General features: G+C 48.9%; 15 protein-coding genes and 3 tRNA genes. 7 read left to right on the plus strand and 11 right to left on the minus strand.

Features of this window, described 5'->3' with window-relative positions; all coding sequences use genetic code 11:
• Window positions 1-81 precede the first annotated feature (81 nt).
• From clpP to ON072_RS01735, 5 genes are all read right to left on the minus strand, one after another.
• Window positions 82-690 (minus strand): ATP-dependent Clp endopeptidase proteolytic subunit ClpP, encoded by a 609-nt coding sequence (clpP, locus tag ON072_RS01715; RefSeq protein ID WP_025010706.1) that lies wholly within the window; start codon window positions 688-690, stop codon window positions 82-84.
• Window positions 691-782: 92 nt separating this feature from the next.
• Window positions 783-2,087, minus strand: coding sequence for a trigger factor (gene tig / locus ON072_RS01720; RefSeq protein WP_208169526.1), 1,305 nt, complete (start codon window positions 2,085-2,087; stop codon window positions 783-785).
• Window positions 2,088-2,333: 246 nt separating this feature from the next.
• Window positions 2,334-2,409 (minus strand) — tRNA-His (locus ON072_RS01725).
• A gap of 9 nt (window positions 2,410-2,418) precedes the next feature.
• A tRNA-Arg gene (locus tag ON072_RS01730) sits at window positions 2,419-2,495 on the minus strand.
• A gap of 67 nt (window positions 2,496-2,562) precedes the next feature.
• A tRNA-Pro gene (locus ON072_RS01735) sits at window positions 2,563-2,639 on the minus strand.
• Between the two features lie 235 nt (window positions 2,640-2,874).
• Between ON072_RS01735 and folD the strand changes: the two genes are divergently transcribed.
• Complete coding sequence (gene folD / locus ON072_RS01740) at window positions 2,875-3,729, plus strand: bifunctional methylenetetrahydrofolate dehydrogenase/methenyltetrahydrofolate cyclohydrolase FolD (protein WP_062793544.1); 855 nt, start codon at window positions 2,875-2,877, stop codon at window positions 3,727-3,729.
• 102 nt (window positions 3,730-3,831) lie between these two features.
• Here folD and cysS read toward each other — a convergent pair whose 3' ends face one another.
• Window positions 3,832-5,211, minus strand: a complete 1,380-nt coding sequence (cysS, locus tag ON072_RS01745; protein ID WP_044734237.1) for a cysteine--tRNA ligase — start codon at window positions 5,209-5,211, stop codon at window positions 3,832-3,834.
• A gap of 144 nt (window positions 5,212-5,355) precedes the next feature.
• Between cysS and ON072_RS01750 the strand changes: the two genes are divergently transcribed.
• Window positions 5,356-5,850 carry a peptidylprolyl isomerase gene (locus ON072_RS01750; protein WP_025010708.1) on the plus strand — a complete coding sequence of 165 codons (495 nt, stop codon included), beginning with the start codon at window positions 5,356-5,358 and terminating at the stop codon, window positions 5,848-5,850.
• 10 nt (window positions 5,851-5,860) lie between these two features.
• Window positions 5,861-6,598: a UDP-2,3-diacylglucosamine diphosphatase gene (locus ON072_RS01755; protein ID WP_144224579.1), complete on the plus strand. Its 738-nt coding sequence runs from the start codon at window positions 5,861-5,863 to the stop codon at window positions 6,596-6,598.
• 149 nt (window positions 6,599-6,747) lie between these two features.
• Here the strand turns inward: ON072_RS01755 and miaE are convergent, their stop codons facing one another.
• Window positions 6,748-7,512 (minus strand): tRNA isopentenyl-2-thiomethyl-A-37 hydroxylase MiaE, encoded by a 765-nt coding sequence (gene miaE / locus ON072_RS01760; protein ID WP_144224581.1) that lies wholly within the window; start codon window positions 7,510-7,512, stop codon window positions 6,748-6,750.
• A 435-nt stretch (window positions 7,513-7,947) separates the two neighbouring features.
• On the opposite strand from miaE, the gene ON072_RS01765 reads away from it, so the two are divergent.
• From ON072_RS01765 to ON072_RS01780, 4 genes are all read left to right on the plus strand, one after another.
• A complete protein-coding gene (locus ON072_RS01765) occupies window positions 7,948-9,714 on the plus strand; it encodes a MotA/TolQ/ExbB proton channel family protein (RefSeq protein ID WP_144224583.1) in 1,767 nt (588 codons plus the stop codon).
• Complete coding sequence (locus ON072_RS01770) at window positions 9,714-10,412, plus strand: OmpA family protein (RefSeq protein ID WP_144224585.1); 699 nt, start codon at window positions 9,714-9,716, stop codon at window positions 10,410-10,412. Before ON072_RS01765 ends, ON072_RS01770 begins: the two co-directional genes overlap by 1 nt.
• Window positions 10,413-11,561: an HNH endonuclease gene (locus ON072_RS01775; RefSeq protein WP_144224587.1), complete on the plus strand. Its 1,149-nt coding sequence runs from the start codon at window positions 10,413-10,415 to the stop codon at window positions 11,559-11,561.
• 217 nt (window positions 11,562-11,778) lie between these two features.
• A complete protein-coding gene (locus ON072_RS01780; RefSeq protein ID WP_025010711.1) occupies window positions 11,779-12,375 on the plus strand; it encodes a Yip1 family protein in 597 nt (198 codons plus the stop codon).
• Between the two features lie 190 nt (window positions 12,376-12,565).
• On the opposite strand, the gene ON072_RS01785 is transcribed toward ON072_RS01780, so the two are convergent.
• From ON072_RS01785 to ON072_RS01800, 4 genes are all read right to left on the minus strand, one after another.
• Window positions 12,566-13,423 (minus strand): hypothetical protein, encoded by an 858-nt coding sequence (locus tag ON072_RS01785; protein ID WP_144224589.1) that lies wholly within the window; start codon window positions 13,421-13,423, stop codon window positions 12,566-12,568.
• Between the two features lie 282 nt (window positions 13,424-13,705).
• Complete coding sequence (gene glnS, locus ON072_RS01790) at window positions 13,706-15,376, minus strand: glutamine--tRNA ligase (RefSeq protein WP_144224591.1); 1,671 nt, start codon at window positions 15,374-15,376, stop codon at window positions 13,706-13,708.
• A gap of 162 nt (window positions 15,377-15,538) precedes the next feature.
• Window positions 15,539-17,833 (minus strand): Fe(2+) transporter permease subunit FeoB, encoded by a 2,295-nt coding sequence (feoB, locus tag ON072_RS01795; RefSeq protein WP_093983284.1) that lies wholly within the window; start codon window positions 17,831-17,833, stop codon window positions 15,539-15,541.
• Complete coding sequence (locus ON072_RS01800) at window positions 17,826-18,065, minus strand: FeoA family protein (protein ID WP_025010714.1); 240 nt, start codon at window positions 18,063-18,065, stop codon at window positions 17,826-17,828. Before ON072_RS01800 ends, feoB begins: the two co-directional genes overlap by 8 nt.
• Window positions 18,066-18,457 lie beyond the last annotated feature (392 nt).

The raw sequence follows: 18,457 nt of genomic DNA on the forward strand, positions 1-18,457 counted from the left end.
CCTCTTTTGCAGTCTGCTCTACTGCCATACACTTAAGCGTCTTCAATCTGAGCATAGCCCAGCCAAAAGCAAAAATCAGCCTTAACGTTTGGTCAGAACCGAATCCACCAAACCGTATTCCATGGCCTGAGAAGCGCTCATAAAGTTATCTCGGTCGGTATCCCGCTCGATGATCTCCAGCGGTTGACCAGTATGATCGGCCAACATCTGGTTCAGCTTCTGTTTGATCCCCAGGATCTCTTGGGCGTGGATAGCGATATCCGATGCCTGTCCCTGGAAGCCCCCTAAAGGCTGATGGATCATCACCCGCGAGTTAGGCAGACAGTGACGCTTACCCTTGGCACCACCGGCCAACAGGAAGGCGCCCATACTGGCCGCTTGCCCGATACATACAGTGCTGACATCCGGCTTGATAAACTGCATGGTGTCATAAATAGCCATACCGGCAGTGACAGAGCCGCCTGGTGAGTTGATATAAAGAGAGATCTCTTTATCCGGGTTTTCCGATTCCAAAAACAGCAACTGTGCCACGATCAGATTGGCCATGTGCTCTTCAACCTGACCAACCAGGAAGATCACCCGCTCTTTCAACAGACGTGAATAAATATCGTAAGAGCGTTCTCCCTTGGCAGTTTGCTCAACCACCATAGGAACGAGTGCATTAAGTACTGATTCTGGCGCGTTATGCATCATTAACTTTCCCTAAATAAAAAAACGGCCCGCATGAGGGACCTCATACGAGCCATTATAAATGGCGAACAACCAAGCAAGTCAAGCTTAGGTTATGCGCGGCCGGTAGCCTTGTTCATAAATTCTTCAAAAGCGACATCTTTCTTAGTCACTTTGGCTGATTTCAGAACTGCTTCAACGGCTTGCTCTTCCAGAGCCAGGTTGCGCATGTTCTGCATCAACTCTTCGTTACCGTTGTAGTATTCGATCACTTCTTTTGGATCTTCGTAGGCAGAAGCCATAGAAGCGATCAACGCCTGTACGCGCTCTTCTTCAGCTTTCAGCTCGTTGGACTTGATCACTTCGCCCAGCAGCAGGCCGACTTTAACGCGGCGCTCGGCTTGTTCAGTGAACAGCTCGGCTGGCAGCTCAGGCATGTTGGCACCTTGGCCACCGAAACGCTGCATGGCCTGGCGACGCAGAACGTTAACTTCACCGTCGATCAGCGCTTTTGGCAGTTCGATTTCGTTGGCAGCCAGCAGGCCGTTCAGCACTTGTTCTTTCACATTGGCTTTCAGAGCTTGTTCCAGCTCACGGCTCATGTTCTTACTGATCTCAGCTTTCAGAGCATCGATGCCACCGTCAGTGATACCGAACAACTTGGCGAACTCGTCGTTAACTTCAGGCAGGTTGGCACCCTTGACTTCTTTCACTGTGATAGCGAACTTGGCGGCTTTGCCTTTCAGGTTTTCGGCGTGGTATTCCTCAGGGAAAGTCACGTCGATGTCGAACTCTTCACCGGCTTTGTGGCCTTTAACGCCTTCTTCAAAACCAGGGATCATACGACCGCTGCCCAGTTGCAGTTCGAAGTCTTCGGCCTTGCCGCCTTCAAACTCTTCACCGTCAACACTACCGACAAAGTTGATAACGACTTTGTCACCGTCTTCGGCAGCGCGCTCAACCGCTTCGTAAGTCGCGTGTTGCTTGCGCAGGGTTTCGATCATGTTGTCAACGTCGGCTTGTTGTACTTCGGCAACAGGCTGCTCAACTTCGATACCGTCCAGGCCTTTGATTTCAACTTCTGGATAAATTTCAAAGGTCGCGGTGAACTCAAACTTTTCGGCGTCAGTGGCACCTGGGATAAAGGTAGGAGCGCCGGCAGGGTTCAACTTCTCGGCAATGATGGCCTCAATGAAGTTGCGCTGCATTACTTCACCGGTAATGTCTTGGCGAATCGCTTTGCCATAACGCTTTTCAATCACGCTTGCTGGGACTTTACCTGGACGGAAACCTGGAATACGGGCACGCTTGGCTTCGCGTTGCAGGCTGTCTTTAACCAGTTGTTCGATCTGCTCTGCAGGAACAGAGATGGTCAGGCGACGCTCCAGGCCTTGGGTTGTTTCAACAGAAACTTGCATTGTTTTACCTCGAAATGTGTCTAACGTCCTTTGCAATAGCCGATTGTTTCAACTATTCAGGTATTCGTTTCTTGATCTTTAACTTGACTGAAATGCCCATCAGAAGTGAATTCCGGCACCGGTCGCACATTGTTGATTGTTATCAAGACGCAGCATTATATCGACCGTTCTTAGTGGAGTCGAGCCTCAATGCCACAGAAAAAGGCATAAAAAAAGCGACCTAAGGTCGCTTTTTTTATAAAAGAGTGGGGTGACTGATGGGGCTCGAACCCACGACAACTGGAATCACAATCCAGGGCTCTACCAACTGAGCTACAATCACCACCGAAAATGGTACGCCCGGCAGGATTCGAACCTGCGACCATCCGCTTAGAAGGCGGATGCTCTATCCAACTGAGCTACGGGCGCAGGATCTGCAAATTCAATTTGCATCCTAAGCGGTACTGACAATGCTATCCACACTGCCCTTGAAATCTGGTCGGTGATAGAGGATTCGAACCTCTGACCCTCTGCTCCCAAAGCAGATGCGCTACCAGGCTGCGCTAATCACCGAAAGTTTTCTCCAAGCGCGGTTACAACCGGCTTGCCTCGAGAACGGAGCGCATCTTAGCCCCTCACCCAACAAGCGTCAACGATTTTTTTAAGCGCTTTATCTGCTTGGCGAAATTACGTGCTGCTTTGACGAAATTCTGTGTTCTGGAGCAGGTTTGTCCATGACACTCCCAAGCCTCACTGGTAAAATAGCGCCGTTTTCAACATCGCGCCATACAAAGGATATCCTACACCCATGACAGCCCAACTAATAGATGGCAAAGCGATTGCGCAATCCATAAGACAACAGCTAAAGCAAAAAGTCGCTGCACGTCAAGCAGCGGGACAACGTATCCCAGGCTTGGCTGTTATTCTGGTGGGTGCTGATCCTGCCTCTCAGGTTTATGTCGGCAGTAAGCGTAAAGCCTGTGAAGAAGTGGGGTTCATCTCCCGCTCCTATGATCTGCCGGATTCCACCAGTGAAGAAGAACTGCTGGCCCTGATAGATTCACTCAATGAAGATGCCGCCATTGATGGCATTCTGGTGCAGCTGCCGCTGCCGGAACATATTAAAGAATCCAAGGTGATCGAGCGGATCCGTCCCGACAAAGATGTCGACGGTTTCCACCCTTATAATGTCGGCCGTCTGGCTCAACGGATCCCGGTACTGCGCTCCTGCACTCCCATGGGGATCATGACCCTTATCAAGTCTACCGGTATCGATACCTATGGTCTGGATGCGGTTGTGGTTGGCGCCTCCAACATCGTGGGCCGTCCCATGACTCTGGAGCTGCTGCTGGCTGGCTGCACCACCACTACTTGTCACAGATTCACCAAAGATCTCAAGGATAAGGTCAGCCGCGCCGATCTTCTGGTGGTTGCCGTCGGCAAACCCGACTTTATCCCCGGTAGCTGGATCAAACCAGGTGCCATAGTCATAGATGTGGGCATTAACCGTCTCGACAGCGGCCGTTTGGTGGGCGATGTTGACTTTGATGTTGCCTGTGAGCGCGCCAGCCATATCACCCCGGTTCCCGGTGGCGTGGGCCCTATGACCATAGCCAGCTTGCTGGAAAATACCCTGTTTGCCGCGGAGCAATATCACGACTAAGGGTAGATTGAAACCAACCTCAGTTTGGTTTTCAATTTCAAGCGATAAAAAACGCCGGCTTCAACAGCCGGCGTTTTTGTTTCGATTATTGGCAAAGAAGGATTACTTCTTGCGCCAGCTGGTCCCCTGTGGGCCATCTTCCAGCACCACACCCAGCTCATTCAGCCGGTCACGGGCAACATCTGCAGCAGGCCAATCCTTCTCGGCTCGGGCGCGGTTGCGCTCGGCAATAAGTGCTTCGATTTCAGCTACTTCATCGTCGCTGCCCTCGCCTTTGAAGAAGGCTTCAGGTGTAGAGCTGACAATCCCAAGCACTGCAGCCAGTTGTTTCAGTGACACGCCAAGGGCCGAGGCTGCCGCCATATCCACGCCCTTGAGGCGGTTGATTTCACGCACCATTTCAAACAGCACAGAGTAGGCTTCGGGGGTGTTGAAGTCATCATCCATCGCCGCCTTGAAGCGCTCAACATACTCTTCGGCAGGCGCCGCAGTGACACTCAGGTCAAGGTCTTTGAGCGCTGTGTAAATTCGCTCAAGCGCGGCTCTGGCCTGCTTGAGGTTGTCTTCCGAATAATTCAACTGGCTGCGGTAGTGGCCGGACAACAGGAAGTAGCGCACGGTTTCGGCATCATAATGCGCCAACACATCGCGAATGGTGAAGAAGTTACCCAGCGACTTGGACATCTTCTCTTTGTCGACCATCACCATGCCGGTATGCATCCAGTAGTTCACATAAGGCGTGTCGTGGGCGCAGCAAGACTGGGCGATTTCATTTTCATGATGCGGAAACTGCAGATCGCTGCCGCCGCCATGGATATCGAAATGCAATCCCAGGTGTTTGCTGTTCATGGCAGAGCACTCAATGTGCCAACCGGGACGCCCCGGGCCCCAAGGTGAATCCCAGGTAGGTTCGCCAGGCTTGGACATCTTCCACAGCACAAAGTCCATGGGATCGCGCTTGTGCTCGTCCACTTCGACCCGGGCTCCGGCCTGCAACTGCTCCAGGTTCTGCCCGGAAAGCTTGCCGTATTCAGGGAAAGAGGCGACGCTGAACAACACATCGCCATCATCGGCCACATAGGCATGACCACGGGCGATCAGCGCCTCAACCATTTCGATAATCTCGCCAATATGCAGAGTCGCCCTTGGCTCCATATCGGGGCGCAGCATGTTCAGAGCATCAAAATCTTGATGCATCTGACCGATAAGACGCTCGGTGAGGCTATCGCAGCTCTCGCCATTTTCATTGGCGCGTTTGATGATTTTGTCATCCACGTCTGTGATGTTGCGCAGGAAATTAACCTGGTAACCCGCGTAACGCAGGTAGCGCACTATCATGTCAAAGGAAACAAAGGTCCGGCCATGACCGATATGACACAAGTCGTATATGGTGACACCACACACATACATACCCACTTTACCTGGGTTAATCGGTTTAAATTCCTCTTTTTGGCGGCTCAGACTGTTGTATATCTTCAACATCGACTTTCTCTTCAACAATATAGGATTAGTGGGTAAAACGAATCTGGCAGTTTAGCATTGCCAAAAGCTCTTGAATACTGCCCTTTATAGCCGGAGTCGGATAAGTTAGAATCCGCCAACAAAATTTATCCTGAGGATCCGATCATGATTACACTGCACACCAACCACGGCGACATCAAACTGGCGCTGGATAGTGAAAAAGCCCCTCTGACTGCGGCCAACTTTATTAAGTACGCCCAGGAAGGCTTCTATGACGGTACTATCTTCCACCGCGTTATCGATGGCTTTATGGTCCAGGGTGGCGGCTTTACCGAACAGATGTCACAGAAACCTACCAATGCCCCAGTGCGTAACGAAGCCAACAACGGCCTGTCAAACAAAACAGGTACCATAGCCATGGCCCGCACTTCCGATCCTCATTCCGCCACGGCGCAGTTCTTTATCAACGTCAACGACAACACCTTCCTGGATTTCAAAAACGAATCCATCCAAGGCTGGGGTTACTGTGTATTCGGTGAAGTGGTTGAAGGTATGGACGTGGTCAATGCCATCAAAGGCGTGAGCACGGGCAACCACGGCATGCATCAGGATGTGCCCTTGGAAGCCGTGATCATCGAGAAAGTGACCATAGCAGACTGATAACTTCTGAATGCGCACTCTCTTTATCGGCGATCTGCACCTCAGTGCCGATCGCCAAGATATCCTCAACGCCTTCTATCAATTTCTCGATACCGGTCTTGAACAGGTCGACGCCCTCTATATCTTGGGGGATCTGTTTGAGGTTTGGGTCAGTGATGATTTGGCCGAGCCCTTTGCCCTGGCGCTGGCCGAGCGTCTCTATGAAGTCAGCCGCAGCCTGCCGGTGTACTTTATCCACGGCAACCGCGACTTTATGCTGGGGAAAGAATACGCCGCCAAAGCGGGGATAACCTTACTGCCCGAGGTGTATCGACTCGATCTCTATGGCCACAAGACAGTGTTGCTGCATGGCGACAGCCTCTGCACTCTGGACAAGGCCTACCAGCGTTTTCGGCGGTTTCGCAATATGGCTTTGCCCCGCTGGATATACCGCCATCTGCCGAAGAAGACCCGCAGCAATATTGCCGCCAAGCTCAGGCAAAACAGCCAGATGCAGAATCAGCTGAAAAGCATTGAGATAATGGATGTTGAGCCGAGCGCGGTGGATGAACTGTTTGCCGGCACTGGCGCCGAGTTGATGATCCACGGTCACACCCATAGACCGGATATCCATCAATTGGCGGGTAATAAGCAGCGCTTGGTGGTGGGAGACTGGTATGAACAGGGAAGTGTCTTGAGCATCAGTGCCGACAACATAGCACTGACCAGCCTGCCTTTCATAGAGAAAAGCCAGCAGACCGGGCTTTAACTGAACTCATTCGGCTCGGGTTTTATCTGTTTGGCTTGAGTCGGCTCGCATTGAACCTAGCCAGCCCTGATAACCGATAACCCCCTTCCAATCCAGCAGTTGCCGACCCTGTCGGCATCTTTATCTATGTAGGCGCAATATCGAGTAGTTTAAAGCGGCGCGCCGCTGTGAAACCTGAATTCATCATCCGGCGCTAGAATAAGCTCGGCTTCCACCTCGGCAAAATAAGCCACTCTGGCGCTGATATCCTCGCCTGCAATCGCCTCGGCCAATGAAAGATAATCCTGATAGTGGCGCGCTTCAGAGCGCAGCAGTGAAATATAGAAACGTTTAAGCTCATCATCGAGCCAAGGCGCCAGCTTGGCAAAACGTTCACAGGAGCGGGCCTCGATAAAGGCGCCCACTATGAGTTTATCTATCAGAGTCGCAGGCTCATGGGTGCGAACGTGCTTCATCATCCCCTTGGCATAACGGCCGGCGCGGATGTTGCTGTATGGGATATTGCGCGCCAACATCAGTTCCAGCACCTGTTCAAAGTGGTGGAACTCCTCTTTGATAAGGCGGATCATCTTGGCGATGAGCTCAAAGCCATGGGGGAACCCCGCCCTGGGCGTCAACTCACCAATCAACTCGTTCTTCTTCACCTCTCTGGCCAGAAAAGCCGCCATATCCCTGTCGTTGTGATAAACAAACTCTTCGTAAGGCTTGACCCAGGTTAGCAACTGCTCGCCACTTTGCTTGTCCACCGCATACTTGCGGACCAAAAACATCGCCGTCTGCGCCGCCTTAAGCTCACAATTACAGTGATCTATCAGCAATTCGGCCAGTCTATGCTCCTCTTTGGCAGCTGCTATCCAGCTGTCAGGGGTTTCACATTTGAGAAAACATTTAATCGGCTGTAATAATTCGTCCAACGTTACCAATCTCTACAACACGTTTATCCAAGCTCAAAATTCTACCATAGTGAATTTCTGGATACCCCTACTCTGTTTCCAATAACTTTGCACTTCATGAAGACCGCAAACTATGAAATAACTATGCTCAAGAACTAAGAACTCCTGACCATTTCCCGAGATTAGTACCAATCTCTTGGCTAAAGTGATGCTCAAAACCTAGTTACTGAATTATAGAAAACTTGTGAACAACCTGATTCACCTTCAAGCCAACAAAAGTCACAAATACTAAGAAGAGCTTTGCTCCAACTCAAAATTTTGTGGAAAATAAGGGGTTATCTATTTTTACTCCGAACCTATTGTTTTAAGAAAACTGTTATCAAAAAAACCAAACTACAGTTCCTAAAACGATGCGGAGTATATGTACCTTCTTTAACTGAAACAAGAAACGTCAAAATGGAAATATTAGAGAATTTACTGCGAAGTTTTAACACGGATGTTGTCAACAACTGTATTTTGGTCGCTATGGGAGCGATATTTGGACTTGGACTTTGGCACACCAAGCAAGTCAGGCAAGTTGAGTTCGTAAACTATGTGCCAACATTGCTCACCACTTTGGGTATTTTTGGTACCTTTCTAGGTATTGTGCTGGGCCTGCTAGATTTTAACCAGAACAACATTGAAGCCAGTATTCCACCACTGCTGGAAGGTTTGAAAACCGCTTTTATTACCAGTCTGGCGGGTATTTTCTCATCCCTGATTTTCAAAACCTTATCAACCTTCGACCTCCTCAAGCCCAAAAAGGTTGAAGAAAGCAGCTCTCATGCTACGCCAGAGGCGATTCTCGGTACGATGCAAGCTCAGGTTGCTGAAATTAAAACACTCAGACAATCTATGGTAGGCAACGAAGAGTCGACCTTATTTGGTCAACTGAAAATCTTGCGAGGTGATATTAATGACAACGCCAAGCTGTCGTTGAATAACGCCAAAGAGCAAGCAGACAAGCAACAACAGCACTTTGATGAGTTTTCTGAAAAGCTGTGGCTGAAGCTTCAGGATTTCGCCGACACCTTGTCGAAATCCGCGACAGAACAGGTTATCGAAGCGCTGAAACAGGTCATTGTTGATTTCAATAATAATCTGACCGAACAGTTTGGTGAAAATTTCAAGCAGCTCAATGAAGCCGTCCACAAACTGGTTGAATGGCAGGAGAACTACAAGCTTCAGCTAGAGCAAATGCAGCAGCAATATGCTCATGGTGTCGAGTCTATTTCAGCCACTGAAGCATCTGTTGCCCATATCAGTGAGCAAAGCAAAATCATCCCTGAATCCATGAATGACTTAAAAACCGTCATGGAGGTCAATCAACACCAATTAGCTGAGCTTGAACGTCATCTGGAAGCCTTTAAAGATATGCGTGATAAAGCCGTAGAAGCAGTACCGCAAATCCAGCAACAGGTGCAAGATACAGTTAATGATATTTCTGCCGCTGTCTCTACTGCCAGTGAGCACTATAAGCAGTTGCTCACTGAGTCCGATGCATATATCAAGGCCCATGTAAATACATCCAATGAACTATTGGAGAAGTTTGCCAATGAGACAGAAACAGGTATCACCAAGGTAAGAGACCGTCTGGTAGAGAGCTCCGAGCGGATTAACAATGAAATTGAAATAGCAGCAAACATTTTCTCTGACAACTCAAACAGGACAAATGAGCAACTATTGAATAATTCTGAAAGTATGCAAGAACATTCGGAAGTGATAAAACAGCACTTGAAAGATGCGGTGAGCGATCTCAACAGTGTGATGCGCGACATGATTGAGAAGATGGTCAGTGACGCTAAAGAAATGACTTCAACCATTAAAGAAGCTAATCACAACCTGGCAAGCGATACCGAGCAGGTACGTGATACCGTGATTAAATCCACCGAAAAGCTTCAGCAGCGCCTCAATGAGGTGATTGATGAAGCAGCAACCCAGCAAATCAATCAGGCAAAACGTACCTTTGATGCAATAGAGGACCAGGTTAAGCAACAAGTAGGCTTTACCGCTGAAGCTGTTGATTCTCAGCTTAAACTGATTGATTCCGCCATGCAGCAGGAAATCAATCGGGTGATGAATGAAATGGGACAGGCACTTGCCCAAGTCAGCGGCAAGTTTGTCGAGGATTACATCAAACTAACTCAGGCCATGAATGAGATTGTGAGCAAACGGGTTGCATAATGGAAAAGCTATTTGGAACCAGTAAGGACTCTCAGGAAAGCGGCGAGCACTGGTTAACAGTCTCAGATCTGATGGCTGGACTGATGATGGTGTTTCTGTTTATTGCTATTGTCTTTATGATGATTACTCAGCAAGAAAACAACAAAATCAAGGATGTTGCAGTCGCATATCAACAAAATCAGGTCGCCATCTATGAAGCTCTACAGCAAGAGTTCAAAGATGACCTTGATAAGTGGGGTGCAACTATTGATCAAGAAACACTGGCATTCAATTTTCAATCACCTGATGTGCTGTTTGCTAACAACGAAACACGCCTAAGCACCGCGTACAAAGATATTTTGGATGATTTTTTTCCACGTTATATCAATGTATTAAAACCATACCGTGATTCTTTGGATGAAATCCGCATCGAGGGACACACATCCAGTGTAGGTTTGCGTGGTTCTACAGAAGCAGAAGCCTATTTCTACAATATGCGCCTGTCTCAGGGACGTACACGTGCTGTGCTCGAATACGGTTATGCACTCATGCCTGAAGAAGCTGATTGGATTAAGGCCAACATTGCGGCTGTAGGGTTTTCATCATCTAGGCTGGTAATGAAAGATGGTGTTGAAGATGCAGCTAAATCCCGCCGAGTATCTTTTAGAGCTATCACCAATGCTGATATTCAAATCAAGCGTATTCTGGAGAACAACTAAGTGAAACTAACAGTCGATCTCAGTGCGCTTCACAGAGCAGTCGCACCTCTTGGAAAAGTTATCACCAACTTTTCCATCCAGAGTAACTCCAGTGGATGGGTTGATATTGGTGATCACTTAAAAAGCGGGATGATCCTGGGTAAAGACATTCAGCTCGCTGATATCGACGGAACCAGTGGTATTCTCAATTACAATGGTCATCAGGTAATGCTCTACATCCCTGATCAGGGAACCTACATAACGCAGGTCTTGGCGGACGGGAAGCAAAAAGGTGCCAAACGAGTACATGTAGCTGAGTGTAAGACCATCATAAGTATGCGAGAACGTGGAAGGTTTAACGACAGATATGATGTTATCAACAGGATTGATGGACTATTCCCCGTGTTTGGTATCGACTTCCACTCTCAGCAGGAAATAAAGGGAGATGCCGATCTAGCCGTTTGTCAAAACTGTTTAAGTCTCCTTAACCATAAGGACTTCCCCAATCTTAGTTGGGGTGATAAAACCAAGTTTGTGAATGAGTTTTCGTATGCAAAATTCTTCGAAACCTACAGTTCATATTTTAAGTTCTTACCCAAATCGACTGTTGGTTTCCAATCAGGTGGCTATACATCCGACTGGCCCGGTATTTCAGCAAAACTGAGAAGTGAACTAGACTATACTTGTGAACAATGTGGGGTAAATCTGACTGGTAACACCAAGCTCTTACATGTACACCACATTAATGGCAATAAAACAGACAACTGCCGGGAAAACCTAAGGGCGCTCTGTGCAGACTGTCATAAAAAACAACCTCACCATGGTCACCTCTACGTCAGCAACGAAGACACCCTGAAAATAAACGAATACCGTCGTGAGCAGCAGAAGTTCGACGTATTCAACTACGACAATGTACTTGAATGTGCAGATACAGCCTTAGAAGGCTTGGTCAGCAAATGCCAATCAACAAGATTGACGGTTCCTGACCTGGGGATTGTGATAAACAACGGTGGTAAAATGATTTCCATTGATCTGTGTTGGCCTAGACGTAAAGTCGCCGTATTAATCAATATGGCTTCAGCAGCAGATCTGAAACAACTTGGATGGAACGTGTTTTCGGCTTTTGAAGCTTTGAATAACTTCTATGAGTTTCAGGTAAAAGTAAGGTAACTCTTTTACAGGGGCGAGTAACTGTTGCATTGAGGTCAAGCTTCCACAAGAGTTTTCAAGGCCGTCAAGTCTACCAGCAAGCCAATGCTATGCCCACAGCCTCTCGGAGTACAAACTTGACGGCCCGCTGTTTTTGTTCAATAAATAGACTCAGAGCGGTAAAACGCTCGTCTGCAGTTTGACGAGCAAAAGTCAAAGCGGAATAAGGATAATTATAATGGTATTGAATCACTTAATGGGGTTGTATACTCATCCCAAACAGGAATGGCAAACCATAGAACAAAACCATGAGGCACTTAAAAGCTGTCTCAGTCACCTGCTACTCATTGCGCTCATCCCTTCTGTCTGTAGTTATATCGCCGCCGTGCATATCGGCTGGAACCCAGGTGCCGGCGACCCCTTGTTTCTAACAGCCCAAAGCGGCTTCATCATGTGCGCAGGCATGTATTGCGGCCTGGTATTCGGTGTGTTCGCCCTCGCCTACCTGGCCTACTGGATGGGACAAACTTTTGATGCCCATCCGGACTTTACCCAGTGCCTGGAACTGGCGTCTTATACTGCCACCCCACTGTTTATGGTGGGACTGGCGGCGCTCTATCCAGAGCTTTGGTTTATTATGGTGATAGGACTGATAGGCCTTAGCTACTCTGTATACCTGCTGTATACCGGGGTCCCTATCATAATGAATATTCCCGAGGAAAAAGGCTTTATCTATGCCAGCTCTGTGGTGACTGCAGGTTTGGTGCTCCTGGTCGCTCTGATGGCCAGCAGCGTGATCCTCTGGAGCATGGGACTCGGCCCAATACTGCAATAATAAAAGCAGTCATCAAAACACCAGAGATGAAAAAGGCGCTCCTTGAGCGCCTTTCTTACGTCCAATTCAGCCCTAGCCATATAGCATCCCCCAACGGAAACCAGGATGTGTTGGGTAAGCAGGAGATATCCGTCATGCAGAACTGCTAAGAAGCCTTACATCTGCTCTGTACAGACTTACAGGCCAAGCCCTAGTTCAGTAATTCCTTTGCAAGCGCGTCATGGCCCAAACGGTCAAATAATGTGGCCAACTCAGTTAAATCTATGCTGCTGTTCCTTAGGTCTTCAAAAGCTTGAGCAAATGCTTGCTTGAACTTTTGATCCTCAAGGTAAGCTTCAATAAACTTCGCCCAAAAATCTTCCGAATTGATAATGCCGGAGTTAAATCTCTCAACGTAAAAGTGTTTAGCCGCATTGGGTGCATTAATGAAGCAATCCAAATACACCCATCCATAATCACTGTCCGTCGTTAAGTTCACATCCACATTGAGCTTGTTTATAAACCATGAAATTATTTCGGTTTGATCGGAGTTTTCATGATAACAGGAAGTGACACTGGCATTAACCAAGTAGCCAAAGGCAAGATTAAGCTCTTCGTTGGATACTTGAATATTGGCAATCAAAAACTCAATGGTATCACGACAAATAAAGTTACAGCTCACCTGTAAAACATAACCCCAAGGTATGTCTGCCTTCATATCGAGCATTAATTTGAATAGTTCAACTCTGCCGGGGATTTGGCACATATGATAGAGAGCATCTTCATCGTCGAACTCATAGGATATTTCTTTGTCGAGCGACTTTAAGAAGTTGAGGCACTGGATGGCCGTAGGGGTGATATCAACACCGGCACTCTCGACAACAGCATTAAAAATTAGCTGCTCCATAGGTTCGGTATCTTTAAAATGATTGTAAATTATTTCGACTAGATCAAACCTGTTACTCTCAATTATCGAGGTCAATACCCTAAAGTCCAGATCGTTCCTGATTGATTCTATGTCACCATTATTTATTGCTTCTTCGACTTCATGTGCTTGTTGAATCAACATTTAGATACCTTATATACATCCAAGTTGTTAACGCTTAAATAATCCCTATCACTTCAGCATCTGTTGAAGAACGATTGTGTCTTTACTGATATCAATCGAGAGCAGCTTAACCAGTTATTCAAGGGAAGGTGCGAACGAGTCCCATGGGTGCTCTATATCGGCTCACTGGCCTGGAAACGGTTTAAAGCGCAGAGGGAAATAAGCGGGCTTGTGAAGCCGACGGCTGACTAAGCTTGCGAAAAACAAGTCTAGTCAGCCACAGCTTTACAGAATGGTACTGACTTAAGCGAATGAATCTCTTAATGCCACGGTGCGGTTAAATACCAGCTTATCTGGGCTTGAGTCCTTGCTGTCGGCACAGAAGTAACCTTCACGCTCAAACTGATAGGCCTTCTCGGCCTGCGCTTGCACCAGACCAGCCTCAACCAGACCATGCTTAACCACCAAAGATTCCGGGTTCAGCACTTCGTCCACGGTTTCTGCCGCGGCCGGATTGGCATCGACAAACAGGCGATCATAGAGACGGAACTCGGCAGGCACAGCGCTGCTGGCTTCGACCCAGTGGATCACGCCCTTGACTTTGCGGCCATCGGCAGGGTTTTTACCCAGAGTCTCAGGGTCATAACTGCAGTAAATGGTGGTGACCTTACCGTCTGCGTCCTTGTCACAACGCTCGGCTTTGATCACATAGGCATTGCGCAGACGCACTTCTTTGCCCATCACCAGACGCTTGTAGTGCTTGTTGGCTTCTTCACGGAAGTCGGCCGCATCGATATATAGCTCACGGCCAAAAGCCAGCTCACGATTACCCAGCTCTTCCTTATTGGGATGCACCGGCGCACTGACATGCTCCAACTGCCCTTCAGGATAGTTCTCAATGATCACCTTAACCGGGTCGATAACCGCCATGGCTCTCGGGGCATTGTCGTTGAGCTCTTCACGGATACAGGCTTCGAGCATACCCACTTCCACCAGGTTATCCTGCTTGGTCACACCAATGCGATCACAGAACTCACGGATGGAGGCCGGGGTGTAACCGCGGCGGCGCAAACCGGCGATAGTCGGCATGCGGGGATCATCCCAGCCATTGACCAACTGACGTACCACCAGCTCGTTGAGCTTACGCTTGGACATCAGGGTATATTCCAGATTCAGGCGTGAAAACTCATACTGACGGGTACGGTTGGGGATCTTGAAATCATCCAGATTATCCAACACCCAGTCATAGAGGCGACGGTTATCCTGGAACTCCAACGTACAAAGGCTGTGAGTGATATTTTCCAGCGCATCAGAGATACAGTGGGTAAAGTCGTACATGGGATAGATGCACCACTTATCTCCCGTCTGATGGTGATGAGCGAACTTGATCCGATAGATCACCGGGTCGCGCATACACATGAAAGGTGATGCCATGTCTATCTTGGCCCGCAGTGAACACTCGCCTTCTTTAAATTCACCGGCGCGCATCTTTTCAAACAGCGCCAGGTTTTCTTCAACGCCGGTATCACGATAAGGGCTGTTCTTGCCCGGCTCTTTCAGAGTACCGCGGTACTCGCGCATCTGCTCGCCATTGAGAAAACACACATAAGCCAGACCTTTTTTGATCAGCTCAACGGCATAACCATAGAGGCTATCAAAGTAGTCTGACGAGTAGTGAATATCACCGGCCCACTGGAAGCCCAGCCATTGCACGTCCGCTTTAATGGAATTTACATAGTCAATGTTTTCTTTTTCCGGGTTGGTGTCATCAAAGCGCAGGTTGCACTGGCCCTGATAGTCCCTGGCAATACCGAAATTCAAGCAGATAGACTTGGCGTGACCTATGTGCAGGAAGCCATTAGGCTCTGGTGGGAAACGGGTGTGCACATTGGTGTGCTTACCGCTCGCCAAATCTTCATCTATGATATTGCGAATGAAGTTACTTGGACGTACTTCGGTGTCCACATGACTCATGAAATTCCTCTTTGCGAACAATGGCTGTCTAACGAAAAGAGGCATGATCCTACAGATCATGCCCGGTTACAATCCTTCTAGAATAAAAACTGCGGCGCACTTCGTCAAACCCGGCGCCGTGATCAAAAAAGCAGCCAAGATGGCTGCTTTTTATCTGCGACCTTACTCAGTCACTATCTTGATACCCGGAATGATCTCCTGGGTCTTGCGGCCTTTACGCTTCAGCCACATATAGAAACCAATCAGGGCGAAGACAAAGAAGCTTATCCAGGCGGTGGACTGCAATGGATGCTCGGCAAAAGTCGCGCCTTGGTAGACCACAGTGGCACTGCCGTAAGCCAGTGCAAAGGTCCAGGTAGCGGCAAAGGTAGCCCAGCGACTGCCAAACTCATTCACCAGTGCACCCATGGCGGCCACACAAGGGGTGTAGAGCAGAATAAACAGCAGATAGGAGAAGGCAGCCAATTGTCCGCTGAATCCTGCCTGCAGTGCACCGAATGTGGACTGATCAACCCCCTGCTCTTCGGCAGCCAGCGTCTTATCCTCAACATGGCCCACAGACAGCTTGAGCGGATCTTCCATCACTATGCCGAACAGGTTGGCCGGAATGGTCGCCAGCGCCTCGGAGAAGCTGTCCATCAATGGAGTAAGCTCGCCATCACCGCCATCAGCCGTGCTATACAGGCTATTGAGCGTACCCACCACCGCTTCTTTGGCGAAGATACCCGTTACTATCCCAACAGTGGCCGGCCAGTTGTCTTCCTCTATCCCCATGGGTGAAAACACCGGAGTGATCTTCTGACTGGCAACACTGAGCAGAGACTCCTGACTGTCTTCATGGCCAAAACTACCATCGACCCCTATGGCATTGATAAAGTTGAGCAGAGTCACTACAACCACAATTGTCTTGCCGGCACCGAGAATAAAGCTCTTGGTACGCTTACCTGTACGGGAAGCCACCGCTTTGAGCTTGGGCAGTTCATAGCTTGGCAGCTCCATCACTACGGCACTGCTGTTACCGGGCAGCAAGGTCTTGCGCAGCAGCAGGCCTGTGCCTATCGCAGCCAAAATACCGATAAGGTAGAGACCGAACACCAGATTCTGACCTGAATCAGGGAAAAAGGCCGCCGCAAACAAGGCGTATACAGGCAATCTGGCACCGCAGGACATAAAGGGCGCCATCATACCCGTGACAATACGTTCACGCTCACTGCCCAGTGTGCGGGTCGCCATGATGGCAGGCACAGAGCAGCCAAAACCGACAATCATGGGCACAAAGGCCTTGCCGGGCAGGCCGATACGGCGCATCAGGCCGTCAACCACAAAGGCGGCACGGGCCATATAGCCAGAGCCTTCCAGCACAGATAAAGCCAAAAACAGCGCCGCGATAACCGGAATAAAGGTCGATACCGTCTGAATACCCTGACCTATACCACCGGCCAGCAGAGTCACCAACCAGGCAGGAGCTCCTATGTTGGTCAGCAAAGCCCCGAAATGATCGACAAACAGCGCGCCGGCACTGATATCGAAGAAGTCGATAAAGGCACTGCCCACGTTGATGGCAAACATGAACATCAGGTACATCACCAGCAAAAATACCGGAATACCCAACACAGGATGCAATACCAACTTATCGAGCCTGTCACTCAAGGTCAGCTGGCCGTCGGCATTGACCGACCCCTTATAAACACGCTCAACAAAGTCAAAACGTGTGGTGGCCACCATGATCTCTATGTCTTTGCCTTCCAGTGCCAGTTTATCCGTCACTCTGGAGACCTGTTCATCGAGCAAATTGTTCTGGCAAGAACCACAGCCCAAGCCATTGGCCAACATGGCCAGCGCCCGGCCCCGGCTTAATTGACTGTCGCTGCCCATAATGGCTGTGACACCGGTTTCAATGGTGGCGTCATATTGCAGCATCAAAGGCGACTCTGAAACCCGCCCTTCCAGCAGCTCTATCACCTGTTCCTTGACCCGCTCGACGTCTTTGGCTTCTCTTGAAGTCACGCCTATTACGGGGCAACCCAGCTCTCGACTCATGGCTTGGGTATCGACCCGAATGCCGCGCTTGACCGCCGCATCCATTTTGTTGAGCACCACAACCATGGGAATACCCAGCTCACGCAGTTGCACTGTCAGATACAGGTGACGTTCGATATTGGTGGCATCCACCAAGTTGATAATGCCATCTACTTTCTGGTTGGCCAGATACTGCTGGGCAATCTGCTCATCCAGCGAGCAATCACAGTTGCTACCGGCGGGAAGAAGATCGTAAATGCCGGGTAAATCGGTTAGAAAGACATCATCGCCATTAAGCGAAAAGTGGCCGGTCTTCTTCTCGACTGTCACCCCGGACCAGTTACCTACCTGTTGATTGGCACCTGTCAGGGCGTTGAACAATGTCGACTTACCGGCATTGGGATTACCGACAGTGACACAATGGAACTGCTTAGTCATTGGCCTTTTCCACCTCTATAATCTGTGCCAGATCCTGACGCATGCACAACTTGCTGCCGCGAATGTCCAATTCCAACCCGGATCCCATAGGAGCACGGCGGATCAAAGAAAAACAGGTATTGGGGGTGATCCCCATGGACAGGAGCTTGCGTTTGACCACTGCAGGCAGATCCAGATGGCCAACTTCGGAAATCATGGCGCGATCACCGGGTTTCAATTCACTTAACTTCATTGCCTCTACCACTGAAAACAGCATGCAAGCATGCGGGTAATGATTCGATTCTACCTGAAACAGTCAAATAAGAACTTTATCTGGATCAAGCTTTTCAACTGGTAACGATAATAGTTTTCAATTGTGTTGGCTATTATGGGACAAAAGCTAGCTGGAATAAACCGTTTAACTGCAAATAAAAGTAACTGAACCGTGGCTTTTTCTGCGGCGGATCCCAAATTCGAACAAAGACACACCATACCCAAAACGAGGCATGGATCACACTTTGTTGTTTTCTTTTTTAAATCAGCCTTCTTTACCCATAAGCATCATCAAAAAGTTATCGCTTTGTCACTTTTTTGCTCTATTCTTTAACATTAGCAATTCGGTAAATTACTGATGCATGCCTAATA

This window comes from Shewanella sp. K8, assembly GCF_028823715.1.
Lineage (GTDB): Bacteria > Pseudomonadota > Gammaproteobacteria > Enterobacterales > Shewanellaceae > Shewanella > Shewanella algae.

Bases quoted from the DNA above. Each gene is read 5' to 3' on its own strand.
- clpP (WP_025010706.1), bottom strand. From the start codon at position 690: ATGCATAACGCGCCAGAATCAGTACTTAATGCACTCGTTCCTATGGTG.
- tig (WP_208169526.1), bottom strand. From the start codon at position 2,087: ATGCAAGTTTCTGTTGAAACAACCCAAGGCCTGGAGCGTCGCCTGACC.
- folD (WP_062793544.1), top strand. From the start codon at position 2,875: ATGACAGCCCAACTAATAGATGGCAAAGCGATTGCGCAATCCATAAGA.
- cysS (WP_044734237.1), bottom strand. From the start codon at position 5,211: ATGTTGAAGATATACAACAGTCTGAGCCGCCAAAAAGAGGAATTTAAA.
- ON072_RS01750 (WP_025010708.1), top strand. From the start codon at position 5,356: ATGATTACACTGCACACCAACCACGGCGACATCAAACTGGCGCTGGAT.
- ON072_RS01755 (WP_144224579.1), top strand. From the start codon at position 5,861: ATGCGCACTCTCTTTATCGGCGATCTGCACCTCAGTGCCGATCGCCAA.
- ON072_RS01765 (WP_144224583.1), top strand. From the start codon at position 7,948: ATGGAAATATTAGAGAATTTACTGCGAAGTTTTAACACGGATGTTGTC.
- ON072_RS01770 (WP_144224585.1), top strand. From the start codon at position 9,714: ATGGAAAAGCTATTTGGAACCAGTAAGGACTCTCAGGAAAGCGGCGAG.
- ON072_RS01780 (WP_025010711.1), top strand. From the start codon at position 11,779: ATGGTATTGAATCACTTAATGGGGTTGTATACTCATCCCAAACAGGAA.
- ON072_RS01785 (WP_144224589.1), bottom strand. From the start codon at position 13,423: ATGTTGATTCAACAAGCACATGAAGTCGAAGAAGCAATAAATAATGGT.
- glnS (WP_144224591.1), bottom strand. From the start codon at position 15,376: ATGAGTCATGTGGACACCGAAGTACGTCCAAGTAACTTCATTCGCAAT.
- feoB (WP_093983284.1), bottom strand. From the start codon at position 17,833: ATGACTAAGCAGTTCCATTGTGTCACTGTCGGTAATCCCAATGCCGGT.
- ON072_RS01800 (WP_025010714.1), bottom strand. From the start codon at position 18,065: ATGAAGTTAAGTGAATTGAAACCCGGTGATCGCGCCATGATTTCCGAA.